Here is a 21,684-nt window from a genome sequence, read left to right on the forward strand (position 1 = left end):
CCTCCACTTTCTATGGATTTATTGCATTAATTTTTCTGCTTGTTCTAATACCTTGGCGCCATTCATCATGCCATAATCTTGCATATTGATGACATCCAACGGAATACCTTTTGGAGCTAATTTTTGCTCAAACTGTGCTTTCATGAAACGAACTTGTGGACCTAGTAACAATACGTCTACATTCTTTGCTTCAAGGTTGTTATCTGCATCTGAAGCTGATACGGCAAAGATATCTGCCTCAATTCCTTTTTCTTCAGCTGCTTTTTGCATTTTTGTGACTAATAGACTTGTGCTCATACCAGCAGAACACACTAACATAATTGTTTTTTTCGCCATTTTCTCCACTCCTTTTAATTTGTTTTACACATAATTATAATGCAAGAAGCATGCCAAATAAAAAAAGAGTTAAAATAGCGTTTTCAAAGCCTTTAACTCTCTTTTTCAGTGCGCACACTAATTGAATGTGTGTAAAAAAATACATTTGTGTGCTTTACTTCTTTATTTTATTTTCAAGAAACATTTGTGTCAAAAAGGCAATTTCATTTTCTGGAATATGGACTCGATATTTTCTTTCTAGACCAATTAGATTGGTACGAATAATATCCATCTCTAATCGATAAATTTTAGAAAAGGTAGTTAGACTCTCAAATTCACGTGTTTTTTCATGTTTCATTAAACTATCAAGTAAAAACGCTAAATGGATCACAATTCCAATATCTACACCCGGTTCTACAATAATGGAAAGGTCCGTTTGAATTTGTTGAATAATTTTTTGCAAAGAATGAATGAGAATATCCACAGAAGAAATCGAATGAAGTGATTCCTTTAATGAATCAACAATTTTTGCTGTTGGTACCTCATCATCTGCAATCCGTTTTAATGTATTCAATTTCTCGTCATCAAAGATATCATAGGCAGAAAAGAAAGGAATATTTTGATAGTCGACATCCACCGTGCCAGCAATTGCTTTTATTTCATATTCTTCTAATAAGGCATCAATATGTCGTTTAAATGATTCCCGTTCTAAAAATTGCATCTGGATAACTTCTACTTTTTTCTGATCGATCACCGGGACAATTCGTTGATACAACTTCGCAGCCACACCTTCTCCTGTAAAACAGGTAACAATCACCGCTTTTTTACGTTCGAGAACCTCATGCTGCTCCACTTTAAATTGTTCTCTGACAATTGTTTCAAAAGAAATTTGGATACTTTGATAAATATCTTCTAGGCTCCTGCCAACATTCGCCATTCGTAGCGCTTCTATAACAACCATCGTACTACTCATCGTAATGGCTTTTGTGCGTATTCCAGTTTCTTCAAAAATCAAATCACCAAATATATTTAAAGAGCCCATATCAGTTAGTAAAATCAGGCCATTCGTCAAATTTTCTTGATGACTTTTTACGTAATGTAACACATCTTCATACATTGTTTGGACTTCCATTGCTAAAGGCATGTTAAAGGCCGTTCCTAATTTAGTCCCCAATAGTTCTTGCGCCATTTCTAGCATACTAGAAGCTGTTTGTCTCCCGTGCATCAAAACTAGCACATCTACTTTATTTTCTTTCACCGGTTCGCTTTCCCCAAGGTTGATTGAAAAAAACATACTAATAAAACCAATTTCATCAAATGGTATTTCAATTTGTTGTTCTTCTTCAATAATGGTAGATAAATCAATGGCGACTTGAAATTCTTTTCTAAAGTTTTTACGTACGTTATTAAGGTCTGGATGAACAATCATATGCCCCTCCTTTACTCGGTCCAACGTACTTTGTAAATGAAGTGCAAAAGCAAAACGTGCTTTTGCATTGTATATTCGATCCAACCTTTTTTCTGCTACATCGTACAACTCATTGGTTAAACGCCAAATATCATCTGGTAAAAGGTCTTTGGGAAAAGTACTTTTCGTCAGTTCTTTCACGTATGTTTGAAAATAGGCATCCACATCTTTTGAAATCAATGCTTCTAAATCAATACTTTCAACACCTGTTTCCGATAAAGTAAGCATTTTTTCTTCGATATCATTATAAACCTGCATATTTCTTTCAGGATCTTGCGACCAAACGACATCCGCAAACCCTGGCTCAAACGTCAAGTAATGACTTTTGCTATCCATAAATCGATCCAAACGTTCAGGGACTTCTTTGATTTTTAATAATCCCTTTTGGACTTGAAGAGAAAGTTCTTCTTTGCGAATAATCAACTTTTCTTCATGATGTGTACGATAATGTAAGAATGATTTTGCACATACTAATTTCAAATCACGTTTGACTTGTCCGATATTTCCTTCTGCATCATATAACATAAAGGCAAGAATAGCTTCCTTTTCAATATCAATCCGTTGATTCAAACGATTGGCTTCTTGTTTGATAAATAAAGAAATAATTTCATAACGTTCATCTAGTGAACGAGAAGCAAGATTTGGCAAAGTGATGGCCATTGGGATTCTTCGGTTAAAGGTCGTCAAAAAACTTTCAGATGATTCAGTCGTTGCTCCTATAATTTGAACAGAGGCTTCATGAACATGCGCACTCTCCCCTAACGGACGATAAACACCTTTATCTATGAAGGTAAACAACATTTCTTGCCCTTCTGGTGGCAATCGATGAATTTCATCAAGAAATAAAATCCCACCATTTGCTTTAGCAATCAACCCTTGACTATCTTGCGTTGCTCCTGTATAAGCCCCCTTTTTGATTCCAAAAATATGACCAAAAAGAAGTTGTGGATTTTGTGCGTAATCTGCGCAATTAAAAGAAACAAACGGCGCATCTTTTGAAAGCATTTCTGAATCAATCGCAAAATGATACATACATTCCGCAAACATGGACTTGCCTGTTCCAGTTTCCCCAAAAATGATCGTATGCAATCCTCTTGGCGGATATAAAATTGCCGCTTTTGCTTGCTGAATACTTACTTTCAAAGAATCATTTTCGCCGACCAATGTATCAAATGTTACTTGGGTTGAAGCATCAACATGAACTTTGTCAGATGAATTTTTTTGCGGAGGCATGGAATAGACGACTGGTCTACCGGAATTTTTGATAATATAGTGATCTTTATATAAATCACTTAAATATCTACTTGCATTACTCCGATCAATTTTTAAATGTTTCGCTACATCACTTGCGGTTAATCCCTGCTGATTTTCATGCAATAGATTCAATATCTCTTCTTGTCTTTCGTTCATAGAATCCCCACTTTAAATTAAATAACGTTGTTTCCGTTTTCATTATCATAACACAAAAAGGCGCTTATTTGCGCCTTGCTCCTTTATTTTTCTGCTTTTTTTGTTTATTTTTTGACTTTTTCTTTAGCAATTTGTCTTTTTCGGCTGTCTTTTTTTCTTTTTTTGAAGGAACAAAAGGAGCATTTTTGTGTTGTTTTTTTTCAATGGCAAGCTCTTCTTTTTCAGGTAGAGCAGTGACCAATTGTCCACTGTGAAGAAAAATTTCTTCTATTTCAACTGTCATGTTTCGTGTTAATCTTTTTAAATCTCTGATTGTATTCTCTTGGACAAAAGTGATAACCATTCCGTCTTTCCCCATTCTTCCGGTTCTTCCAGAACGATGGAGATAAGATTCTTCGGTTAATGGTACTTCTGCATTCACTACATAAGGAAGGTGGTGAATATCTAATCCTCTAGCAGCAACATCCGTCGTAAATAAAGCTGTTAATTTTTTATTTTTGAATTGTTCAAGTGCTGCTTTACGTACTAATTTATTTTGGTCTGAAGCTAGACTCCCAACCGAAACACCTCGAAATTGTAATTTTTCTTCCATCATACCTAGTTCACTAAGTTGATTGAAAAAAACTAAGCCATGAAAGCCATCTACATAAGTAAGACGTCTTAAGTATTCTTCTTTTTTACGAGAGGGCACCCGCAAGAAATAATGCTTTTGACCTTTTGTCGAATTATCCTCTTTGGTGACATCCACAATTGGTATCTTTGCATTCGTTATTTCATTAATTTTATCAATCGAACGATCCGCCGTAGCCGAAAAAAAGACAAATTGATAATCTACTGGTGCCTGATGTAAAATTTGTACCACCAATTTTCTATTTCCATCATCAAGGAGCTGATCTGCTTCATCAAATACAATAGTTTGTAGTTGGTGTGCTTTTAATTTTTTAGTCTTCATCAATTCCAATACTCGTCCAGGCGTGCCTACTAAAATTTCAGGATGTTTCTTCAATCCTTCGATTTGTCTTTTTACATTTGCACCACCAACGAGCGATTGTACGTTTAATTCTAGTTCTTTTGCCCATTCACGAGTCACTTCTGCTACTTGGATCGCTAGCTCTTGTGAAGAGACAAGAATTAATAAAGAATGACCTTCTCCTTTAGAAACATTTAGTAATAAGGGTAAAAGATAAGCCAATGTCTTACCTGACCCAGTTGGCGAGATACCGACCATACTTTCTTTTTCTTTAAGTGCGTTAAACGCAAGTTGCTGGATCAAAGAAGGCTCTGAAAATCCTTTATTTTGCCATTTTTCTTGCCAAGTTTGCGGAAAAGCTTGTACAAATTCATTCATTTAAAAATCTTCCTCATTGTCTGCATCAAATTTGATGCCACCATTTTTTCTTAAATCATAAACCACTTGATTGACATTACGAGCCAATTCAATCCATTCTTCATACAGTAGTCCCCAAGCTGGATCTGCGGGATGATTGATCACTTTCGCAAAGTCTTTTGCTTCTTCAACCATTGGATTTTCAGCTACGGTAATCGCTAACTCGTCAATTTCTTGATGTTCTCTATCATGAAACTCGGCTTTTTCAATCGCATTTACACCATTCATGATTAAGGTTCCAGAATCAAAATAGATTTCTGATGGCAAATAAGAGTCCCCTATTTTACCTGGTTGAATCGCTACGTCAAACGTTTCATACCGTAAGATTCCCCAACCTAAGCCATCAACGCCAGTCGAAATTTTTCGTGGGAAATAATGTACTTCTGAAGGCATCCCAAACCAACCAATGGCAGCATATACAAGGTAAACGCCCAAATCCATCATTGCCCCACCAGAAAAACGTGTAGAAAAAATATTAGGCACTTCGCCATCTAATACTTGGTCATAGCGAGAGGAATATTTCATATAGCTAAAATTAGCACCAATAATTTCATCTTTTAAAGATAAATATTCAGCTACTTTTTTATAACCTTGTTCATGAATATTTCGTGCTGCTTCAAAAAAGTATACGTGATTCTCATTGGCTAAATGAATAATTTCATCCATCTCTTTTGGTGTGCTAAAAGCCGGTTTTTCAACAATCACGTTTTTACCAGCTAATATTCCTTGTTTTGCTTGTTGAAAATGAAGACTATTTGGCGAAGCAATGTAAACAGTATCCAGATGTTCAAATCCAAAAAAAGTTTCTAAATCTGTTGCGTAAGCGATATCTCCTTTATATTTTTCCCCAAATGCTTGCGCTTTTTCTAGATGCCTTGAATAAACAGCTGTTAGTTGATATTCTTTTGTACTTAAAGCAGCTTGTACAAATTGGTGGGTAATCCAGTTTGTTCCAATAATTCCTAAATTAATCATATCTTTTACCTTCTTTCTAGAGTTGTAGTAGGGACTTCAAAAAGATTCTCTAACACAAAAAATATCCTTTGGTTCACCATTTATTCATTTGCTTAAACTTCCTGGCTATACACGCCTTTTATTAGTATCTATCCTTGTGAAAGAATACTTCACTACTCCCATCAATACTTGTTTTGGTCTCAATCCATGCATTCAAAAATCTCTGATAGTCTTCCTCTCAATTGTCACATTTTTGAGTGCAAGAAACATTTTTCGCCTAATGGCAATCAAAATAGAAACAAAAAAGCGTTCCATAACTACCACTAATTTTTTAATTGAAAATAATAGCCTTTTTTATCAGTTTCATAGGCTATTCTACCACAGTTTCATGAAAAACTCTTGGGGAAAAACCAGTCAAAAGTCGTAGAGCTTTTTTAGTTTTTTTCTTATAGAATAAAAGAAGAACGAACGGTTTATGCACATGCCATTTAAAAGGAAGTGATTGAATGAAAAAACGTTTATCTTATTTTTTGGGCTTATCTTTGATTACCGGTGTTCTTGGAAGTTTTGCTCTCTACAATTCTAAACAAACAAAGTGGAAAAAAGAACTCATTGAAGATTTTTCCGCCTACTGTGGCATCTGGTCGTTCCAGGACCAGCACCAGGTAACTCACAAACTGACAGTCATCCCTGATTTTGCCTTGATTATCGACAATAAAAAACTAGAAACCGTGTTGATTGAATTGTCAGAAAAACAATTAATCGTGCAGGATCAGTATGGCTTCCATCTTTCTATCGTACTGGAAACCGAACCTGTTTTATATGATGAAGCTGAAGACCGATATTTTTCATTAAAAAAGGCGAAGTAATAAAGGCAACTTTTGTTATTACTGGAGTGCCCGTCTCTAATAAAAAGCTCAAGCAAAAATTTGCTTGAGCTTTTTATTAGAAAATGACAGAAATGTCAACTATAGCTTTCCCATTACCGTATAGTGGTATATTAGGGGTAGTAGGAGCAACAGAATTATTACTTGACTACGAAGCATCAATATAAATCATCTTATCTCACTCATTAACTTCCAAAAAAGTTCGAATGATCTTTCATCCGTCATCTTGTCCAATAATTGCCATACCTGATCCAGAAAAATAAAAAGACAAGACTACCTACTTTAGATATAATTAACAGGTCAAAAATACGTTCAAGTTTCATTTATTGAGTCTCATTCAATAAATGAAACTTGAAATATTAAAAAACAAAGAAAAAGCGGTACAATGAACGTTACTGACCTTTTCACATATTTTCTTCAGATAAATAGTAAAACAGCGTATTTTTTGTTAAACTGTGTATGATGGTTTTATACCATGAAAGGATGATTGAACATGACACCAAACCGAGAAGATTATTTGAAAATCATTTTGGAATTAGGCGGAGATACAGCTAAAGTAAATAACAAACAAATTGTCTCTAGTCTCGCCGTTTCCCCAGCTTCTGTTAGTGAAATGATTTCCAAACTTGTGAAAGAACAACTCGTTGAACATTCGCCTTATCAAGGAGTCCAATTGACTGACAGCGGCTTGCAAAAAGCAAGTAGTTTGATTCGCAAGCATCGTTTATGGGAAGTTTTTTTAGTCGAACACTTAAATTATAGTTGGAACGAAGTACATGATGATGCAGAAGTATTAGAACATGTGACTTCAGAGCAACTTGCTGATCACTTAGAAGACTATTTAAATCATCCTATGCATTGTCCACATGGTGGAATTATTCCCCAAAAAGAACAAGTAGTCCATGAAGCACGAAGACAGACATTAGAGTCTTATCCAGTCGGCACCAAGGTTCGTATTGCTCGTGTTTTAGACGAAAAAGAACTATTGGATTATCTCGTGACGATTGACTTAAATATTGATGAAGAATATGAGATTGTTGATGTTGCGGCTTATGAAGGTCCAATCACAATCCAAAATGCACAAAAAAAAATCCCTGTCAGCTTTAAAGCCGCCAGCACGATTTTTGTAGATAAATTATAAAGGAGCTTAACCCATATGTCTAATGAAAAAAACGTTCTAATTACGATATTTGGTGGTACAGGTGATTTAGCTCAACGTAAATTGTATCCTTCCTTGTTTCGCCTTTATAAAAAAGGAAACTTAGGAAAACATTTTGCCGTGATTGGGACTGCTCGAAGACCTTGGAGTGATGAACATTATCGTGAAGTTGTTGCTACGACCATTCAATCATTAAATCCCTCTGAAGAAGAAGCAAAAGAGTTTGCTAGTCATTTTTACTACCAATCACATGATGTCAATGATTCAACGCATTATAATACTTTAAAAGAACTTGCTGATCGTTTAGATGCTACTTATCAATTAAATGGTAACCGTATTTATTATTTAGCAATGGCTCCTGAATTTTTTGGGACGATTGTCTCTCATTTGAAATCACAAAATATTATTACTGAAAATGGCTATAACCGCTTGATCATCGAAAAACCTTTTGGCTCAGATTACCAATCTGCCTTTGAACTTAATGAAAAGATTCGTCAAGCCTTTCCAGAACAAGATATTTTTAGAATTGACCATTATCTAGGTAAAGAAATGATCCAAAATATTTCAGCGATTCGTTTTGCTAACAATATTTTTGAATCCCAATGGAACAATCGTTATATTGATAACATTCAGATTACCTTTGGTGAAGCTTTAGGCGTAGAAGATCGTGGAGGCTACTATGATCATAGTGGTGCTTTAAAAGACATGGTCCAAAACCACATTCTTCAAGTCGTTGCTCTATTAGCAATGGAACCTCCTGTTGCCTTTTCGGAAAAAGAAATTCGTGCTGAAAAAATTAAAGCACTAAAAGCGATTCGTATTTATGAAAAAGAGGAAGTCTTGAAAAACTTTGTTCGTGGACAATACGCACCTGGTGAACTAGATGATCAATCATTTAAAGGTTATCGTGAAGAAGATAAAGTAGATCCTGAATCAACCACTGAAACTTTTGTTGCAGGGAAATTTATCATTGATAACTTCCGTTGGTCTGGAGTGCCATTTTACATTCGTACTGGGAAACGGTTGACTGAAAAAGGCACACGAATCAATATCGTCTTTAAACAAGTGCCTGTCAATGTCTTTAAAACTTCTGTAGAAGATGAACCATGCGAAGACAAGACACTCCCACCAAATGTTTTAACGATCTATATTCAACCTACAGAAGGTTTCTCATTGACTTTAAATGGCAAAGAAGTCGGACAAGGATTCAATACTGAGTTCAGAAAATTAGAATACCGTAACAGTGCCGAAATGGTGGAAAATAGTCCTGAAGCTTATGAAAAACTTCTTTTAGATGCTTTGAAAGGAGATGGTACGAACTTTTCTCATTGGGAAGAAGTGGCTCAATCTTGGCATATTGTAGATGTGATTCGCAAAGCTTGGGATCAGGTCGAACCTGAATTTCCAAATTATAAAGCTGGAACGATGGGACCAGAAGCAGCATTCACCCTACTTGAAAAAGATGGTTTTGAATGGATTTGGCAACCAGATGGATGGTATCGTGAACGTGGAAAATTAGAAGATTAATTTCTATCTGTAACATTCGATAATCGATACACGGATAAAAAGATTTTCGTTAATTATCTTCTTTAAATATCTAATAGATAAGACACACGTCCAATACCTCTATTCTTTGGAATCTCTAGTAGAACAATTTGAGAAACTGTAGATGCCACAAAAGCCATTTATGTACTTTATCGTAGTCCTTTTAAATACTAAAACATGTGAGGCTAGATTTTAACGCATATAAAAAATAATAGCGATCTTTCACATTATAACTTCTAGGATTGATAGATTTTTCTATCAGTTCTAGATTTTTTTATAGAAAAAATAAATAAAATTTCTATTCAAACATCAAATGAATGATGAATATCAAAAGTACAAAAAACATCAAAGTTAGTAATACTTACTAACTTTGATGTCCATTAATAACTCTATCAGTCTGTTTTGACAAAGAATCCTCTCTTTTTACTAAGAAAAAAGTTGATACTCTTGTCTACATCCTAAAATATGCTTTCTTTTATGATCAATTTTTCTAGAATATGAACACTATTATAGATAGCTAAAATCTGCGAATATTTACTTTTTATTCACTAATTTTAACTTCCTTTGAACTATCTAAAATTTCTTTTTTGCCCTCTTCATTTAATGAGATGCTTGTTTCAGTTTCTTTGCTATTGTTTGTCTTTTCTGTTTTAGTACTACCACAACCGACAAGAAGAACTGAAAATAAAGTCAGAGTAGAAATAACAATACCCTTTTTTTTCAAGAATATACACTTCCTTCCTAATAATAATGATGTTACTAGCAATAGGCTAACAACATTATTATTATAGAAAACATTTATAGTGTTATTTTATTTCTTTTTTTTAGTTATAGATAAAAAAAAATTTTACTAAATTCAGTATTTAATCGTTTCATTTTCTTTTTTTAAATTTATAGCATTCTGCGTATTTTTTGGTAGATTTTTTTCGATGACAATCAACGGAACTATTTTCTTTTCCAATTTTTCATTTTATTTAAAATTGTGAAAAAAATTAACACCAAAGATATGAAGCTTTAAGCACCGTTTTTGTATTTATGTCCATATATACAAAAAAAAGAAAGCGTTCTATAGATAAATCCCTATTTCCCTTTCGCTTGAATTTTCTAAAAGTAAAAAAAGCAACGATAAAAATGATGTTTTATCTATTGGATTTGTTCTGAGTTTTCTCCCTCACCTCTAGCAATATACAAACAGTTCTTTAGAACACTTGTAACTTTGCTTTAAAGGAGAAATAGTAAAAGGGGGGAGTTTTTCCTAAGAAACTTTCTTACTGAGTAAAATTACTTAAAAATCAAAAACAGCATTTCCACCGATGTTTATTGGTGGAAATGCTGTTTTTTTATTCAAATCCTTCTGCAACAGCTTCTGGATAATTTTCTTTAACGATATGAGCACAACGTCCGCATAGCTGTGGTAATGCTTCATCTACACCCACGTCTTTACGGATTTGACGACAACGGTCACACGTTTTACCGTCTGCTTTTTCTACTAGAATCGCCACGTCATCAAATTTCATGGCTGTTTCTGGTACTTCAGCTTGTTCTGACATCACTTCATAATAATCAGGCGAAATGATCAATAACTGAGGGATATCGGCATCTACAGCTGTTAACAATCCACGTACTTGTTGACTTGGGTAAATGGTTAATTTTGCTTCTAACGATTTACCGATCAATTTAGTATTCCTTGCTTCTTCTAGCGCTTTTAGCACTTTATCACGGAAGTCCATGAAAGCAGCCCAAGTGTCCATCAATTCTTCTTGGTTAGGAAATTCTTGGTAGCCTGGAAGTTCACTCAATTGAACATATTCTTCCTCTTCTTTAAGGAAAGACCAAATTTCTTCTGCCGTGTGCGGAATAATTGGAGTTAATAGCTGTGTCAACGAAACAGCAGTTTGATAGAACACTGTTTGCATGCAACGACGTTGATAGTCATTTTCTGCCTCAATATAAACGACATCTTTTGCAAAATCAAGATAAAATGCTGACAAATCAACCGTTAAGAAGTTCATTACTGTGCGATAGATATGCATGAAGTTATATTTTTCATATCCTTCTTCACGAATTTCTTTGATGACTTGATTCAAACGAACCGTCATATATTTATCCACAGAACGTAATTCTTCAAATGAAATCGTATCTTTTTTCGGATCAAAGTCCTCTGTATTGGCAATCAAGAAACGCATTGTATTTCTGATCTTACGATAAACTTCTGCGACTTGACTTAAAATATCCATTGATACACGCACATCGGCTTCGTAATCTACACTTGCTACCCACAAACGTAAAATATCTGCACCAAATTGCTTGATCACTTTTTCCGGTAAAATCGTATTGCCAAGTGACTTGCTCATTTTGCGACCTTCACCATCTAAAGTGAATCCTTGAGAAAGGACAGATTTATATGGTGCAACCTCATTGATAGCTACACTTGTAGTAATACTTGAATTAAACCAACCACGATATTGGTCAGAACCTTCAAGATACATATCAGCTGGGAAGGACAATTCTGGACGCTGACGCAAGACTGCTTCATGAGAAGAGCCTGAATCAAACCAAACATCCATGATGTCTGTTTCTTTTGTAAATTGACCATTTGGTGATCCAGGATGAGTAAATCCGTCTGGTAGAAGGTCTTTTGCTTCTTTTTCAAACCAAATGATTGAACCGTGTTCAGCAAACAAGTTCGCCACATGCTCAATCGTTTCCGGCGTGATGATTGCTTCACCGTTTTCAGCGTAAAAGATTGGCAATGGTACACCCCAAGCGCGTTGACGTGAAATGACCCAATCGCCTCTATCACGAATCATATTATATAGACGTGTTTTGCCCCACGGAATGATCCAATTTACTTTTTCAACTTCTTCTAAAATATTTTGACGGAAGTCATCAATGGAAGCAAACCATTGAGGTGTTGCGCGATAAATGACAGGTTTTTTCGTACGCCAGTCATGAGGATAACTATGCGTAAAGAAATCTAATTTGAGCAATGCGCCTTTTTCTTTTAATAAATCAGTGATCATTGGATTAGCTTTATCATAAAAAATACCTTCAAATCCAGGAGCTTCTTCCGTAAATATTCCTTTAGAGTCCACTGGAGAAACAACCGGTAATTTGTATTTATTCCCCGCAATATAGTCATCTTCCCCGTGTCCTGGTGCAGTATGAACTAAACCAGTACCAGCATCTAAAGTGACATGATCGCCCAAGATTACTAATGATTCACGATCATAAAATGGATGTTTAGCAGTCATAAACTCCATGTCTTGTCCGGCAATCTCTTTTATGATTTGAACATCTGTCCAGCCAATTTCAGTTTGGACTTTTTCTAGTAAATCTTTTGCCACTACAAATTTGCGACCATCTGCTTCTATCAATACATAAGTGTAACCAGGGTTAACAGCAATTCCTTGGTTAGCTGGTAACGTCCATGGTGTAGTCGTCCAGATCACAAAAGCTGCGTCCTCATCCAACAAACCTTTTCCATCCTTGACATTAAATGCAACAAAAATAGAAGGAGATTTCACATCTTTATATTCAATTTCTGCTTCCGCAAGAGATGACTCACTGGAAGGTGACCAATAAATCGGTTTTAATCCTTTATAAATATAGCCTTTTTCAGCCATTTTACCAAAGACACGGATTTGAGCTGCTTCATAAGAAGGATCTAGGGTGACATAAGGATGTTCCCAGTCACCAGCAACACCTAAACGTTTGAAGTCTTCACGTTGTTTATCCACTTGAGAAAGTGCGTATTCACGACATTTTTCTAAATACTCCACCATGGACATTTCTTTACGTTTGATCCCTTTATTTGCTAACACTTGCTCAATTGGCAAGCCATGAGTATCCCAACCAGGAACATAAGGTGCACGAAAACCTGACATTGATTTTGAACGAATAATGATATCTTTACTAATTTTATTCAACGAATGCCCTAGATGAATATTTCCATTCGCATAAGGGGGGCCGTCATGAAGAATAAAAGTCGGTTTTCCTTCATTTAACTCTTGTCTTTTTTGATAGATTTTATCTTCTTCCCATTCTTTTTGCCAGTCGGCTTCACGATTAGGCAAATTTCCACGCATCGGGAATTTTGTTTTGCCTAGTTGTAAGGTTTCTTTCATTTTCATAAACTAGTTACACTCCTTTTTATCGTTTTTGAAAACGCAAAAAGGCATGTTCATCCAAGGGACGAACATGCCGTGGTACCACCCAAAATTCAGCTACAAATGATGTAACTCTTAAAAAACCAATAACGAGGTTAACCGTTGTTTCTTACTGTTAATTCAGAAACAATTTAAGTAGAGGATCTTTCATCTTGCAGTGTCTTACCGAACTTTCACTATCATCGGCTCGCTGAAAAGTTTATCAAGATGCTTTTCTGTTCTACTCTTCTTCGTCTTCACTAGGTATAATCGAAATATCGATAGCCTGTGTATCAAATGCTGTCATTGGTGTTTCAATAATTCCTGTGTCTGAGTTTACATCAGGTTGAATTTCATTGTCAAGTTGTTTTGCTAAAACTTCTTTAATTACTTCGTGACTATCTGTCACATAACTTGAAAATGGCTGTAAAATTTCATCCCACTCTGGACTTTTCACTTGTTCCAATTGAGATTCTAACATTAAGCTGATTCTTTGATGGAAGACACGCGTTTTTTTCTTTAAGTCTTCTGTTTCAACAGCTAATTGCTTTGCTTTTTCAGTTGCATCTGTTAAGATTTTTCTTGCTTTTTCTTCTGCATCAGTCGTTAATTGATGTGCTCGTTTTTCAGCGTTTGCTACTAATTCATTTGCTTTATTTTGAGCAGACGTAACAATTACTTCTGATTCTTTACTTGCACTTGTTTTTACCTTATCTGCTGTGTCTTGTGCGACAATAATAGATTGGTTTAACGCATCTTTTAATTCATTAAAATATTCTAGTTTTTCCTCTGAATGTTTCACTGCTTTTTCAAGTTCACGATTTCTTTGTGTCACTTCTTCATAATCACGAACAACTAAATCTAAGAAATCATCTACTTCATCTTGATTATATCCCCGCATTTTTGTTGGGAATGTTTTATTTTGGATATCTAATGGAGTTAAAGCCATAAGTAAACCACCTTTTTGTTTTATTTACGTAATACACCGAATAGTACTCTACATTTTTCTTTTTTAGTTTTTCCTTCAAGCTCTTGGATTTGAATTCGTCCAAATCCTCTAATCGAAACGATATCTAATAATTCAAGTAAAAAATCAGGACGTGTATTTTCTGTCCAATTGACTTTTACTTTTCCTGATTCGATCAATTGTTTCGAACGCTGTCTGGAAATATTATAAATCTCAGAGATCACGCTGTCCAGCCTCAATGAGGTTACTGTACCTCTTTCTTGCGTCCAATCATCTTTTGGTAAAATTAATTCTGTATACTTGATGGGTTCCATTCGTACAGCCACTTTACCAATTTTAGTCACTTGAGTTGCGACAAAGTGTTCAACTTCTTTTGCAATAAACACTTGCCAACGATTGCCATCGGAAATAATATCGCCAAAGTAAGCACGCTTAATTCCTGTACCAACCAATGTACCTAAAATTTTTCCATGGCTCAATTGAGCAAACTTACTTGGATAATGAATTTCATAGATGGAGACTTCAAAATCTTCGTCTGTTGGTTCATAATAGTCAGGAAAAATCAAACATCTTTTTCGCTCAGCTTGCTCATAACCGCCATAAAACATAAAGCTTAGCTCGCTGTCTTGACGTATAAGCGTTTCAAGGATATAGGATTGTCTTGGATCAAGAAAATCAGTCAGATAAGGTGCGTATTGACTTTGTACTTGTTCGATCCAATCTCCTACTGAATCGATGAAAGAACGTTCATCTGCACGAAAATGCTGATAAACATTTGCATCCATTTTTCTCCCTCCTATTTATCACATATTCTAATAAATGGCCAAAGCCAACCACAAGAAGATATGTTGAAGTCCTTGCATTGCTAGATTTAAGATAATGATTGCAGCTAAAATGGTAAAATCAATTCCTCCAAAACGTAGAGGAAGGCGATCAAATAACTGAATATATGGTTCACAAATTTTTGCTAAAAAGCGTCCAAGACTAGATTGATATCCTCCTGGAAACCAAGATAAAAGTGCATAGACCATCAGCACAATCGTGTAAAGATTCACTGCTCGTCCAAGCAGATTAAGTAATAAAAAAATAATAGTAATAGTCGTTCCCTCCTATAGGTCAAACATATTCACGTCTGCAAAAGATTGTGCTGTTGAACTGTCAATCTCCATTCCTTTAGGTGTGCATAGAAAAATTTCATCTCCCACACGCTTAATGTCCCCATCCAACGCATAGACCGTACCAGTTAAAAAGTCCACAATTCTTCTTGCTTGTTTTTCTTCAACTAAATGAAAATTAACTAAGGTAGCTTCACCAGCAATGATTCGTTTTGCAATAGCCATCGCTTCTGAGTAGGCTCTTGGCTCCATGACTGTAATCTTCCCTGGTAAATTTGTTTTTGACGTAACAGAAGACTTGTTAGCTTCTTCTCTTCTAATTTTTTTATTTGGTGATTGGTGTAATTCAATTACTTTTTTTGTGTCGTTTGCTTGTACGTATTCAGGCTTAGCAGGACGTATAGATTTTGTCTGCTGTTCCGGCTGTTTTGAGACAGTCCGTGGCTGTTGAGTTTGTGTTACTCTTTGTTTAGTTGGCTGAGAAACAGCCGGTTTTGATGCTTCAGGATACTCTTCGTACTCTTCTTCATCAGCTAATCCGAAAAAATTAGCAATTGCTCCTCTGTTTAAAAGTGGCATCATTGTTCCTCCTCGTCTTTGAATAGCGCTGTTCCTACACGGATGAATGTAGCTCCTTCTTCGATTGCAAGTTGAAAATCCTGACTCATTCCCATGCTCAATTCAGTACATGGTGCATGCGAAAATTTTTTCATTTGTACAAGATCACGCAATTCTTTCAGCGTACGAAATACTTTACGAATCTGTTGAACAGAAGCATCTTTAGGTGCCATTGTCATTAATCCGACAATATTTATTTTCGTCAATGCAGCTAAAGATTCCACAAAGGGCAACAGCTCTTCTGGCGAGATGCCATGTTTGCTCTCTTCTCCAGAAACATTGACTTCAACAAAACAATCAAGGGATTGGTTTACCCTTTTTTGGATTTCTTCCGCTAATTTCAAACTATCTAATGCGTGAAAGCAATCAATTTCATTTATAATCAATTTTACCTTTCTACGCTGTAAATTACCAATTAAATGCCACTTAACATCAGGATATTTAAGTAAATCTTGTTTTTTTTGTAACAATTTATCGACGCGGTTTTCTGCACAATTTTTAATGCCACTCTTAATTAACTTTTCCGCTGTAGCAGAATCCACTGATTTTGTTACAGCGATTAACGTTACCTCTTTCGGATCACGATGAACAAGAGCACACGAGTCCTGAATCTCTTGCTCAATTTTTAGCAAGTTGTCAGCAATCATGTGCTCTTCCTCTCCTTTATTTCTTACGACGGAAAAATGGTGGTGTACTTAACTCGTCGTCACCATTTGATTTTGTTTCTTCACGATTGAATGTATCAAATTCTTTTTTTTCAATAGGATCAAAATTTGATTCGTCCACTCTTGGGCGAACGTTTTGTTCACGTCTAATGTCCCAGTCACCAAAACTATTTTCTTCTTCTGCGGAAACTGGTTTAGCTTGATCCATATCTAATACCGGTTTTTGAGTAGATGATTGCATTTGTGTTTGTCTAGCTGGACGACTAGACTTGCGTTCCTTTTTTGATTCGTCGATACCCGTTGCAATAACCGTTACACGGATTTCATCGCCCATTTCTTCATTAATTGATGTACCTAAGATGATATTTACATCGCCTGATGCAGCATTTGCCACAATATCCGAAGCATCTTGTGCTTCAAATAAGGTCATATCTAATCCACCAGTAATGTTTAACAATACTTGTTCAGCACCATCAATTGAAGTTTCAAGAAGTGGTGAAGAAATAGCTTTCTTCGTCGCTTCAATCACACGTTCTTCACCGCTTGCTACGCCGATACCCATTAAGGCTGTTCCTTGGTTTTCCATCACTGTTTTCACATCAGCGAAATCAAGGTTTACGTAACCTGGAGCTGTGATCAAGTCAGAAATACCTTGAACACCTTGGCGTAATACATTGTCTGCTTCACGGAATGCTTCTAACATCGGTGTTTTCTTGTCAACTACTTCAAGCAGGCGATTATTGGAGATGATCAATAATGTATCGACATTTTCTTTCAAACGTGCGATACCTTCTGCTGCAAATCTTCCACGTTTAGGTCCTTCAAAAGTAAATGGTCGAGTCACGACACCGACAGTTAAAGCACCTAATTCTTTTGCAATTCCTGCTACGATTGGTGCAGCACCTGTACCAGTACCACCACCCATTCCGGCAGTAATAAAGATCATATCCGCTCCATCTAAAGCTTCGCGTAAAGCTTGTTCACTTTCTTCTGCAGCTTTTTGACCAACTTCTGGTTGAGAGCCGGCACCTAGTCCGCGTGTATATTTAGGTCCTAATTGGATCACTGTTTCAGCTTTTGAATTTTTCAATGCTTGAACATCTGTATTAGCTGTAATGAACTCCACACCTTTTACATTTTCTTCAATCATGCGGTTTACAGCATTCCCACCGCCGCCACCGACACCGATGACTTTGATTACTGCGCCGTCATTGATATTATTATCAATTGAGAATTCCATATTTTATTCCTCCCAGGATGAATTAATCAAAAATATTTGTAAAGAAACCTTTGATTTTATTTGTTACATTTTCACTAGATTTCTTTTGTTCCGGTTCATCGTAGACCGTTTCTTCCGGAGCTTCATAACTTTCGTTATCGTAAGAAGATACTTCATGTTCTACAGTCGTATGGTGTACAATCGTTGTTTCGCCTGTCACAGCAATTTTAGCCAATTGATAAACGTCACTTAAGTTTGCTGAATAATCAACAATGCTGATGACATTTGTGAAGACTGGATTGCGAAGTCCCATTTGATTCGGTACGTATAATTTAACATTCACACCAAAAATTTCTTGTGCTAAGTCTACTACGCCTGGAAGACTTGCAGCTCCACCTGTCAGTACAACACCACCAGGTAATTCCAAGGCTTCAATTTGGTCTAAAGCATCTTTGGCTTTATTAAAAATTTGCTCCATACGAGCTGAAATGACTTCTGATAAATAACGTTCGTCTACTTTTACCGGTTCCGATTGTCCGATCACATCTACTGGAAATTCTTCATTTTCAGAAGTGCGCTCTGGATAAGCATCTCCATAATTGATTTTCAACGCTTCTGCATTATTGAAAGAAGTGTTCAATACAATAGAAATATCTTTTGTGACAAACTCGCCACCTTCTTGATCTAGGCTTGTAAACTTCAACTGTTTATCATGCATAACAGCAGTTGTGGTTTGTCCACCACCCATATCGATGACGATCGTTCCAAAATCTTTTTCACCATCTGAAAGGATTGTTTCGGTTAAAGCTAAAGGTGTAATCACTAATTCATTAACAATCAATCCTGCTTTTTCTACACATTTACGGATATTATGAACAATGGTCTTAGGACCAGTAAACAACAAACCGTACATTTCTAATCTGACACCGATCATTCCTCGAGGATCTTTAATTCCTTCGAATCCATCAACGGTAAAATCTTGTGGCAATATTGATACAATTTGACGTTCAGGAGGAATTGAACGAACAAGGGCAGCTGAAGCCACATTTCGGACATCTTCGTCGGTGATTTCTTTTGAATCGCCGTTCACTGCAATCATTCCTTGGCAATTTTCCACTTCAAGCATATTTGCCGGTAGACCAACACTTACTCCTTTGATCTGAATCCCTGCTTTTTCTTCTGCTTGTCGTACTGCTCGTTGTATCGCTTGAACCGTTTTATCGATATCAACGATAATGCCGCGGTTAATCCCTTCTGATTTTGCGTTTCCTACTCCAATAATATTCATTTGGCTGTCGATATATTCAGCCACGACAACTTTTACAGATGTCGTTCCAATATCAAGGCCTACATACATTCCTGTTTTTGCCATGAATGGGATTCCCTCCTACTTACTATTCCATATACAAGCGAACAACTAACGTCCGTTTTTAAATATACTTTAATAGATATATTCACTGCTTTCAATTCTACCATAAATCACCGGTTTTTAGAAAGTAGATTCTCACTTTTTAAAGTTGTTTTATTAATTTTCCGTTGAAATAGACGATGATGAACTCGAATTGTCATCAATTTGACTTGTCTCACTTGAATTATCTGATTGGTCTGCCTCATTTGTTTCAGTTGATGAATCTGAGTTATTACTTGTTTCCCCTGATTGTTCGGATGAGTTATCCGGTGCGCTCATCTGAGTGGAAGAATCGTTTTCTTCACTGCTATCGGTATAAGGATAAGAGAAAATTCCGACTTCCATATCGATAACACCTTTTTCCGTCATCTCTTTTGCCACCTGTGAATAGTATTTCATTTGACTTGCCAAATTTTGAATATTAACAATAACTTGATTGCCATCATTCATATTTAGCTGAATCAAATTCTTATTGCTATTTTTAGGGGTATACTTAATTTCTGAAATTGCTTTTTGTAATTCTGAAGATAATTTATTGTATTCTTTCACCAAAGCGCTAATTTTATTGTTGTCTGTAAAGTTCTCTAATATAGGTAAATTTTTTGTCGGATTCGCTACTTTTTCATTTAATACTTTTCCATTTTCAATGACTGGAAAATATTGTCCATCTTTCATCACTAAAGCAATCTCTTTGTATTCTTTGATCTCTAGTTGGAATGTATTAACGGATTTGAAAGATAATTGAGCCGTTTCAATTCTAGGTTGTTCTTTTTTTAGCGTGGCAATGTATTGATCTTTGTGCCAATATTGACGCCATACATTTCCACCAATTGTTAAACGGGTATCTTCAATTGCTGTCTGGCTTGAAATCGTCTCATTTCCCGAAACACTAATCGCCTGTAATCTACTGTAAGGAGAGACATAATAAACTAAAAAAATTAACGGTATACTTAAGACCGTAATAATTAAAGCAAGTCTTCGGTACAAAACTTTGTTTCTTTGGTTTTTTAAATTCGGGAGTCGATTTAAAAAAGAACCATTATAAGGACTGCCAGTTTTTGGTTGCTCAATTTTTTCGAATTGCTCCGTTTCTTTTATTTCAGGAATTTCCGATTCTTTCGTTTCATTTTCAGACGATTCTGCTTGTTCATCACTAAGAAAAGGCATTTCTTCTGATGGAACTTTGGCTTCTTTCTTATCAACAGTTTTTCCATGTTCTGCTAAATATTTCCGGTTGGCCTTTTGCCAAGGAGTCAGATTGTTTTCATTTTCAGATGAATTTGGCAGCTCGTCTGGCTTTTTTTTCTTACTCACTAAGACCACCTACCTTTACTTTTGAATTAATGCTGTTACTAGCTTGTACATTCGTTCAGAGGCATCTGGAATCCCTTGCTTTTTAGAAGCATTAGACATTTGTTTTTGTAACGTATCATCTGACATGATTTCTTCAATCGCAAGTTTTAAAGATTGTCCATCTAACTCATCATCTTTGATCATTTTTGCCGCATTTACATTGACTAAACTCATCGCATTTTTTGTTTGATGATCATTTGTTACGTAAGGACTCGGAATTAAAATAGCTGGCAGTCCTAAAGCAGTCAATTCTGCAATGGAAGTGGCACCAGCTCTACCGACTAATAAATCACTAGCGGCCATCACTTCAGCCATTTCGCTAATATAAGGTTGAATACTTATATTAGGTGAAGAAGGCACTTTTCCTTTAATATCATTGTAGTAGCGCTCTCCTGAAGCATAAAGAACTTGATAATCAGGACAATCAAGAGTAGCTAAAAATTCAGTAACTGCTTGATTTATTCTTAACGCACCTTGACTTCCACCAAAAATCAATACCGTTTTTTTCTCCGGATCAAGCCCAAAATTTTCTAAAATTCGTGTTTTATTCATGTCAGCGACTTCTTGTGCTCGTGGATTGCCAATGAGGAATGATTTTTCTTCTGGAAAAAATGGCGCAGCATCTTGAAAGGAAAGAGCAATTCGGTCCACATAGCGGCTTAAAAATTTATTTGTAATGCCTGGTACGCTATTTTGTTCGTGAATAATCGTAGGGATAGCTAACTTAGAAGCGGCGTATACCACAGCGCCAGAAACATAACCACCTGTACCGATCACAATATCTGGTTTAAATTCTTTTAAAATTTTTTTTGCTTCAAGAATGCTTTTAAAAAAAAGTTGAACTGTTTTCATATTGTATAGTGAAAGTTTCCGCTGAAACCCTTGGATTTCTAAAGTATGAAACGGGATTCCCGTATCCGGTACAATTTTATTTTCTAGCCCTCTTTTTGCTCCAACATACATAAACTCAGTAGTAGGTTCTTTTGTTTTTACATAATTGACGAAGGCCAGTGCTGGATAGATGTGTCCTCCAGTTCCGCCACCTGTAACCAAAATTTTCATTCAT

General features: G+C 35.9%; 18 protein-coding genes and 1 other annotated feature. Of the genes, 3 read left to right on the plus strand and 15 right to left on the minus strand.

Annotated elements, in window-relative coordinates; all coding sequences use genetic code 11:
• Positions 1–18: 18 nt before the first annotated feature.
• From EVI01_RS02365 to EVI01_RS02380, 4 genes are all read right to left on the minus strand, one after another.
• Positions 19–336 (minus strand): PTS sugar transporter subunit IIB, encoded by a 318-nt coding sequence (locus EVI01_RS02365; RefSeq protein WP_010751469.1) that lies wholly within the window; start codon positions 334–336, stop codon positions 19–21.
• A 154-nt stretch (positions 337–490) separates the two neighbouring features.
• On the minus strand, positions 491–3,193 hold the full coding sequence (locus tag EVI01_RS02370; protein ID WP_010751470.1) for a sigma-54-dependent transcriptional regulator: 2,703 nt from the start codon (positions 3,191–3,193) through the stop codon (positions 491–493).
• Positions 3,194–3,257: 64 nt separating this feature from the next.
• Positions 3,258–4,541 (minus strand): DEAD/DEAH box helicase, encoded by a 1,284-nt coding sequence (locus EVI01_RS02375; RefSeq protein ID WP_010751471.1) that lies wholly within the window; start codon positions 4,539–4,541, stop codon positions 3,258–3,260.
• Entirely contained in the window at positions 4,542–5,555 is a 1,014-nt protein-coding gene (locus EVI01_RS02380; protein ID WP_010751472.1) for a Gfo/Idh/MocA family protein, read from the minus strand.
• 485 nt (positions 5,556–6,040) lie between these two features.
• Here EVI01_RS02380 and EVI01_RS02385 point away from each other — a divergent pair, with 485 nt between their 5' ends.
• The 3 genes from EVI01_RS02385 (at position 6,041) to zwf (ending at position 9,107) form a co-directional block, all read left to right on the plus strand.
• The gene (locus EVI01_RS02385) at positions 6,041–6,403 is read left to right on the plus strand and encodes a DUF4828 domain-containing protein (protein WP_010751473.1); all 363 of its coding nucleotides are present in this window, start codon (positions 6,041–6,043) and stop codon (positions 6,401–6,403) included.
• 511 nt (positions 6,404–6,914) lie between these two features.
• Positions 6,915–7,562, plus strand: a complete 648-nt coding sequence (gene efaR, locus EVI01_RS02390) for a transcriptional regulator EfaR (protein ID WP_010751474.1) — start codon at positions 6,915–6,917, stop codon at positions 7,560–7,562.
• Between the two features lie 15 nt (positions 7,563–7,577).
• Entirely contained in the window at positions 7,578–9,107 is a 1,530-nt protein-coding gene (zwf, locus tag EVI01_RS02395) for a glucose-6-phosphate dehydrogenase (RefSeq protein WP_010751475.1), read from the plus strand.
• A 559-nt stretch (positions 9,108–9,666) separates the two neighbouring features.
• On the opposite strand, the gene EVI01_RS02400 is transcribed toward zwf, so the two are convergent.
• From EVI01_RS02400 to murG, 11 genes are all read right to left on the minus strand, one after another.
• Entirely contained in the window at positions 9,667–9,849 is a 183-nt protein-coding gene (locus EVI01_RS02400; protein ID WP_010751476.1) for a hypothetical protein, read from the minus strand.
• Between the two features lie 616 nt (positions 9,850–10,465).
• On the minus strand, positions 10,466–13,258 hold the full coding sequence (gene ileS / locus EVI01_RS02405; RefSeq protein ID WP_010751477.1) for an isoleucine--tRNA ligase: 2,793 nt from the start codon (positions 13,256–13,258) through the stop codon (positions 10,466–10,468).
• A 54-nt stretch (positions 13,259–13,312) separates the two neighbouring features.
• Positions 13,313–13,524, minus strand: a binding site (T-box leader).
• Positions 13,515–14,222, minus strand: coding sequence for a DivIVA domain-containing protein (locus tag EVI01_RS02410; protein WP_010751478.1), 708 nt, complete (start codon positions 14,220–14,222; stop codon positions 13,515–13,517). (Overlaps the previous feature by 10 nt.)
• 20 nt (positions 14,223–14,242) lie before the next feature.
• The gene (locus EVI01_RS02415) at positions 14,243–15,025 is read right to left on the minus strand and encodes a YlmH family RNA-binding protein (protein WP_010751479.1); all 783 of its coding nucleotides are present in this window, start codon (positions 15,023–15,025) and stop codon (positions 14,243–14,245) included.
• A 27-nt stretch (positions 15,026–15,052) separates the two neighbouring features.
• Entirely contained in the window at positions 15,053–15,310 is a 258-nt protein-coding gene (locus EVI01_RS02420) for a YggT family protein (RefSeq protein WP_502361557.1), read from the minus strand.
• Between the two features lie 39 nt (positions 15,311–15,349).
• On the minus strand, positions 15,350–15,934 hold the full coding sequence (locus EVI01_RS02425) for a cell division protein SepF (protein ID WP_010751481.1): 585 nt from the start codon (positions 15,932–15,934) through the stop codon (positions 15,350–15,352).
• Positions 15,934–16,620, minus strand: coding sequence for a YggS family pyridoxal phosphate-dependent enzyme (locus tag EVI01_RS02430; RefSeq protein WP_010751482.1), 687 nt, complete (start codon positions 16,618–16,620; stop codon positions 15,934–15,936). Before EVI01_RS02430 ends, EVI01_RS02425 begins: the two co-directional genes overlap by 1 nt.
• A 16-nt stretch (positions 16,621–16,636) precedes the next feature.
• The gene (gene ftsZ / locus EVI01_RS02435; protein WP_010751483.1) at positions 16,637–17,878 is read right to left on the minus strand and encodes a cell division protein FtsZ; all 1,242 of its coding nucleotides are present in this window, start codon (positions 17,876–17,878) and stop codon (positions 16,637–16,639) included.
• Positions 17,879–17,900: 22 nt separating this feature from the next.
• Positions 17,901–19,229 carry a cell division protein FtsA gene (ftsA, locus tag EVI01_RS02440; RefSeq protein ID WP_010751484.1) on the minus strand — a complete coding sequence of 443 codons (1,329 nt, stop codon included), beginning with the start codon at positions 19,227–19,229 and terminating at the stop codon, positions 17,901–17,903.
• Between the two features lie 153 nt (positions 19,230–19,382).
• On the minus strand, positions 19,383–20,579 hold the full coding sequence (locus EVI01_RS02445) for a cell division protein FtsQ/DivIB (RefSeq protein WP_010751485.1): 1,197 nt from the start codon (positions 20,577–20,579) through the stop codon (positions 19,383–19,385).
• A 15-nt stretch (positions 20,580–20,594) separates the two neighbouring features.
• On the minus strand, positions 20,595–21,680 hold the full coding sequence (gene murG / locus EVI01_RS02450; protein ID WP_010751486.1) for an undecaprenyldiphospho-muramoylpentapeptide beta-N-acetylglucosaminyltransferase: 1,086 nt from the start codon (positions 21,678–21,680) through the stop codon (positions 20,595–20,597).
• Between the last annotated feature and the right edge of the window lie 4 nt (positions 21,681–21,684).

Source organism: Enterococcus villorum (assembly GCF_007990225.1).
Lineage (GTDB): Bacteria > Bacillota > Bacilli > Lactobacillales > Enterococcaceae > Enterococcus_B > Enterococcus_B villorum.

Excerpts from the sequence above, each read along its gene's own strand:
- EVI01_RS02410 (WP_010751478.1), bottom strand. The coding sequence starts at position 14,222 with ATGGCTTTAACTCCATTAGATATCCAAAATAAAACATTCCCAACAAAA.
- ileS (WP_010751477.1), bottom strand. The coding sequence starts at position 13,258 with ATGAAAATGAAAGAAACCTTACAACTAGGCAAAACAAAATTCCCGATG.
- EVI01_RS02370 (WP_010751470.1), bottom strand. The coding sequence starts at position 3,193 with ATGAACGAAAGACAAGAAGAGATATTGAATCTATTGCATGAAAATCAG.
- EVI01_RS02430 (WP_010751482.1), bottom strand. The coding sequence starts at position 16,620 with ATGATTGCTGACAACTTGCTAAAAATTGAGCAAGAGATTCAGGACTCG.
- EVI01_RS02380 (WP_010751472.1), bottom strand. The coding sequence starts at position 5,555 with ATGATTAATTTAGGAATTATTGGAACAAACTGGATTACCCACCAATTT.
- EVI01_RS02385 (WP_010751473.1), top strand. The coding sequence starts at position 6,041 with ATGAAAAAACGTTTATCTTATTTTTTGGGCTTATCTTTGATTACCGGT.
- zwf (WP_010751475.1), top strand. The coding sequence starts at position 7,578 with ATGTCTAATGAAAAAAACGTTCTAATTACGATATTTGGTGGTACAGGT.
- efaR (WP_010751474.1), top strand. The coding sequence starts at position 6,915 with ATGACACCAAACCGAGAAGATTATTTGAAAATCATTTTGGAATTAGGC.
- murG (WP_010751486.1), bottom strand. The coding sequence starts at position 21,680 with ATGAAAATTTTGGTTACAGGTGGCGGAACTGGAGGACACATCTATCCA.
- EVI01_RS02375 (WP_010751471.1), bottom strand. The coding sequence starts at position 4,541 with ATGAATGAATTTGTACAAGCTTTTCCGCAAACTTGGCAAGAAAAATGG.
- EVI01_RS02365 (WP_010751469.1), bottom strand. The coding sequence starts at position 336 with ATGGCGAAAAAAACAATTATGTTAGTGTGTTCTGCTGGTATGAGCACA.
- ftsA (WP_010751484.1), bottom strand. The coding sequence starts at position 19,229 with ATGGCAAAAACAGGAATGTATGTAGGCCTTGATATTGGAACGACATCT.
- EVI01_RS02425 (WP_010751481.1), bottom strand. The coding sequence starts at position 15,934 with ATGCCACTTTTAAACAGAGGAGCAATTGCTAATTTTTTCGGATTAGCT.
- EVI01_RS02415 (WP_010751479.1), bottom strand. The coding sequence starts at position 15,025 with ATGGATGCAAATGTTTATCAGCATTTTCGTGCAGATGAACGTTCTTTC.
- ftsZ (WP_010751483.1), bottom strand. The coding sequence starts at position 17,878 with ATGGAATTCTCAATTGATAATAATATCAATGACGGCGCAGTAATCAAA.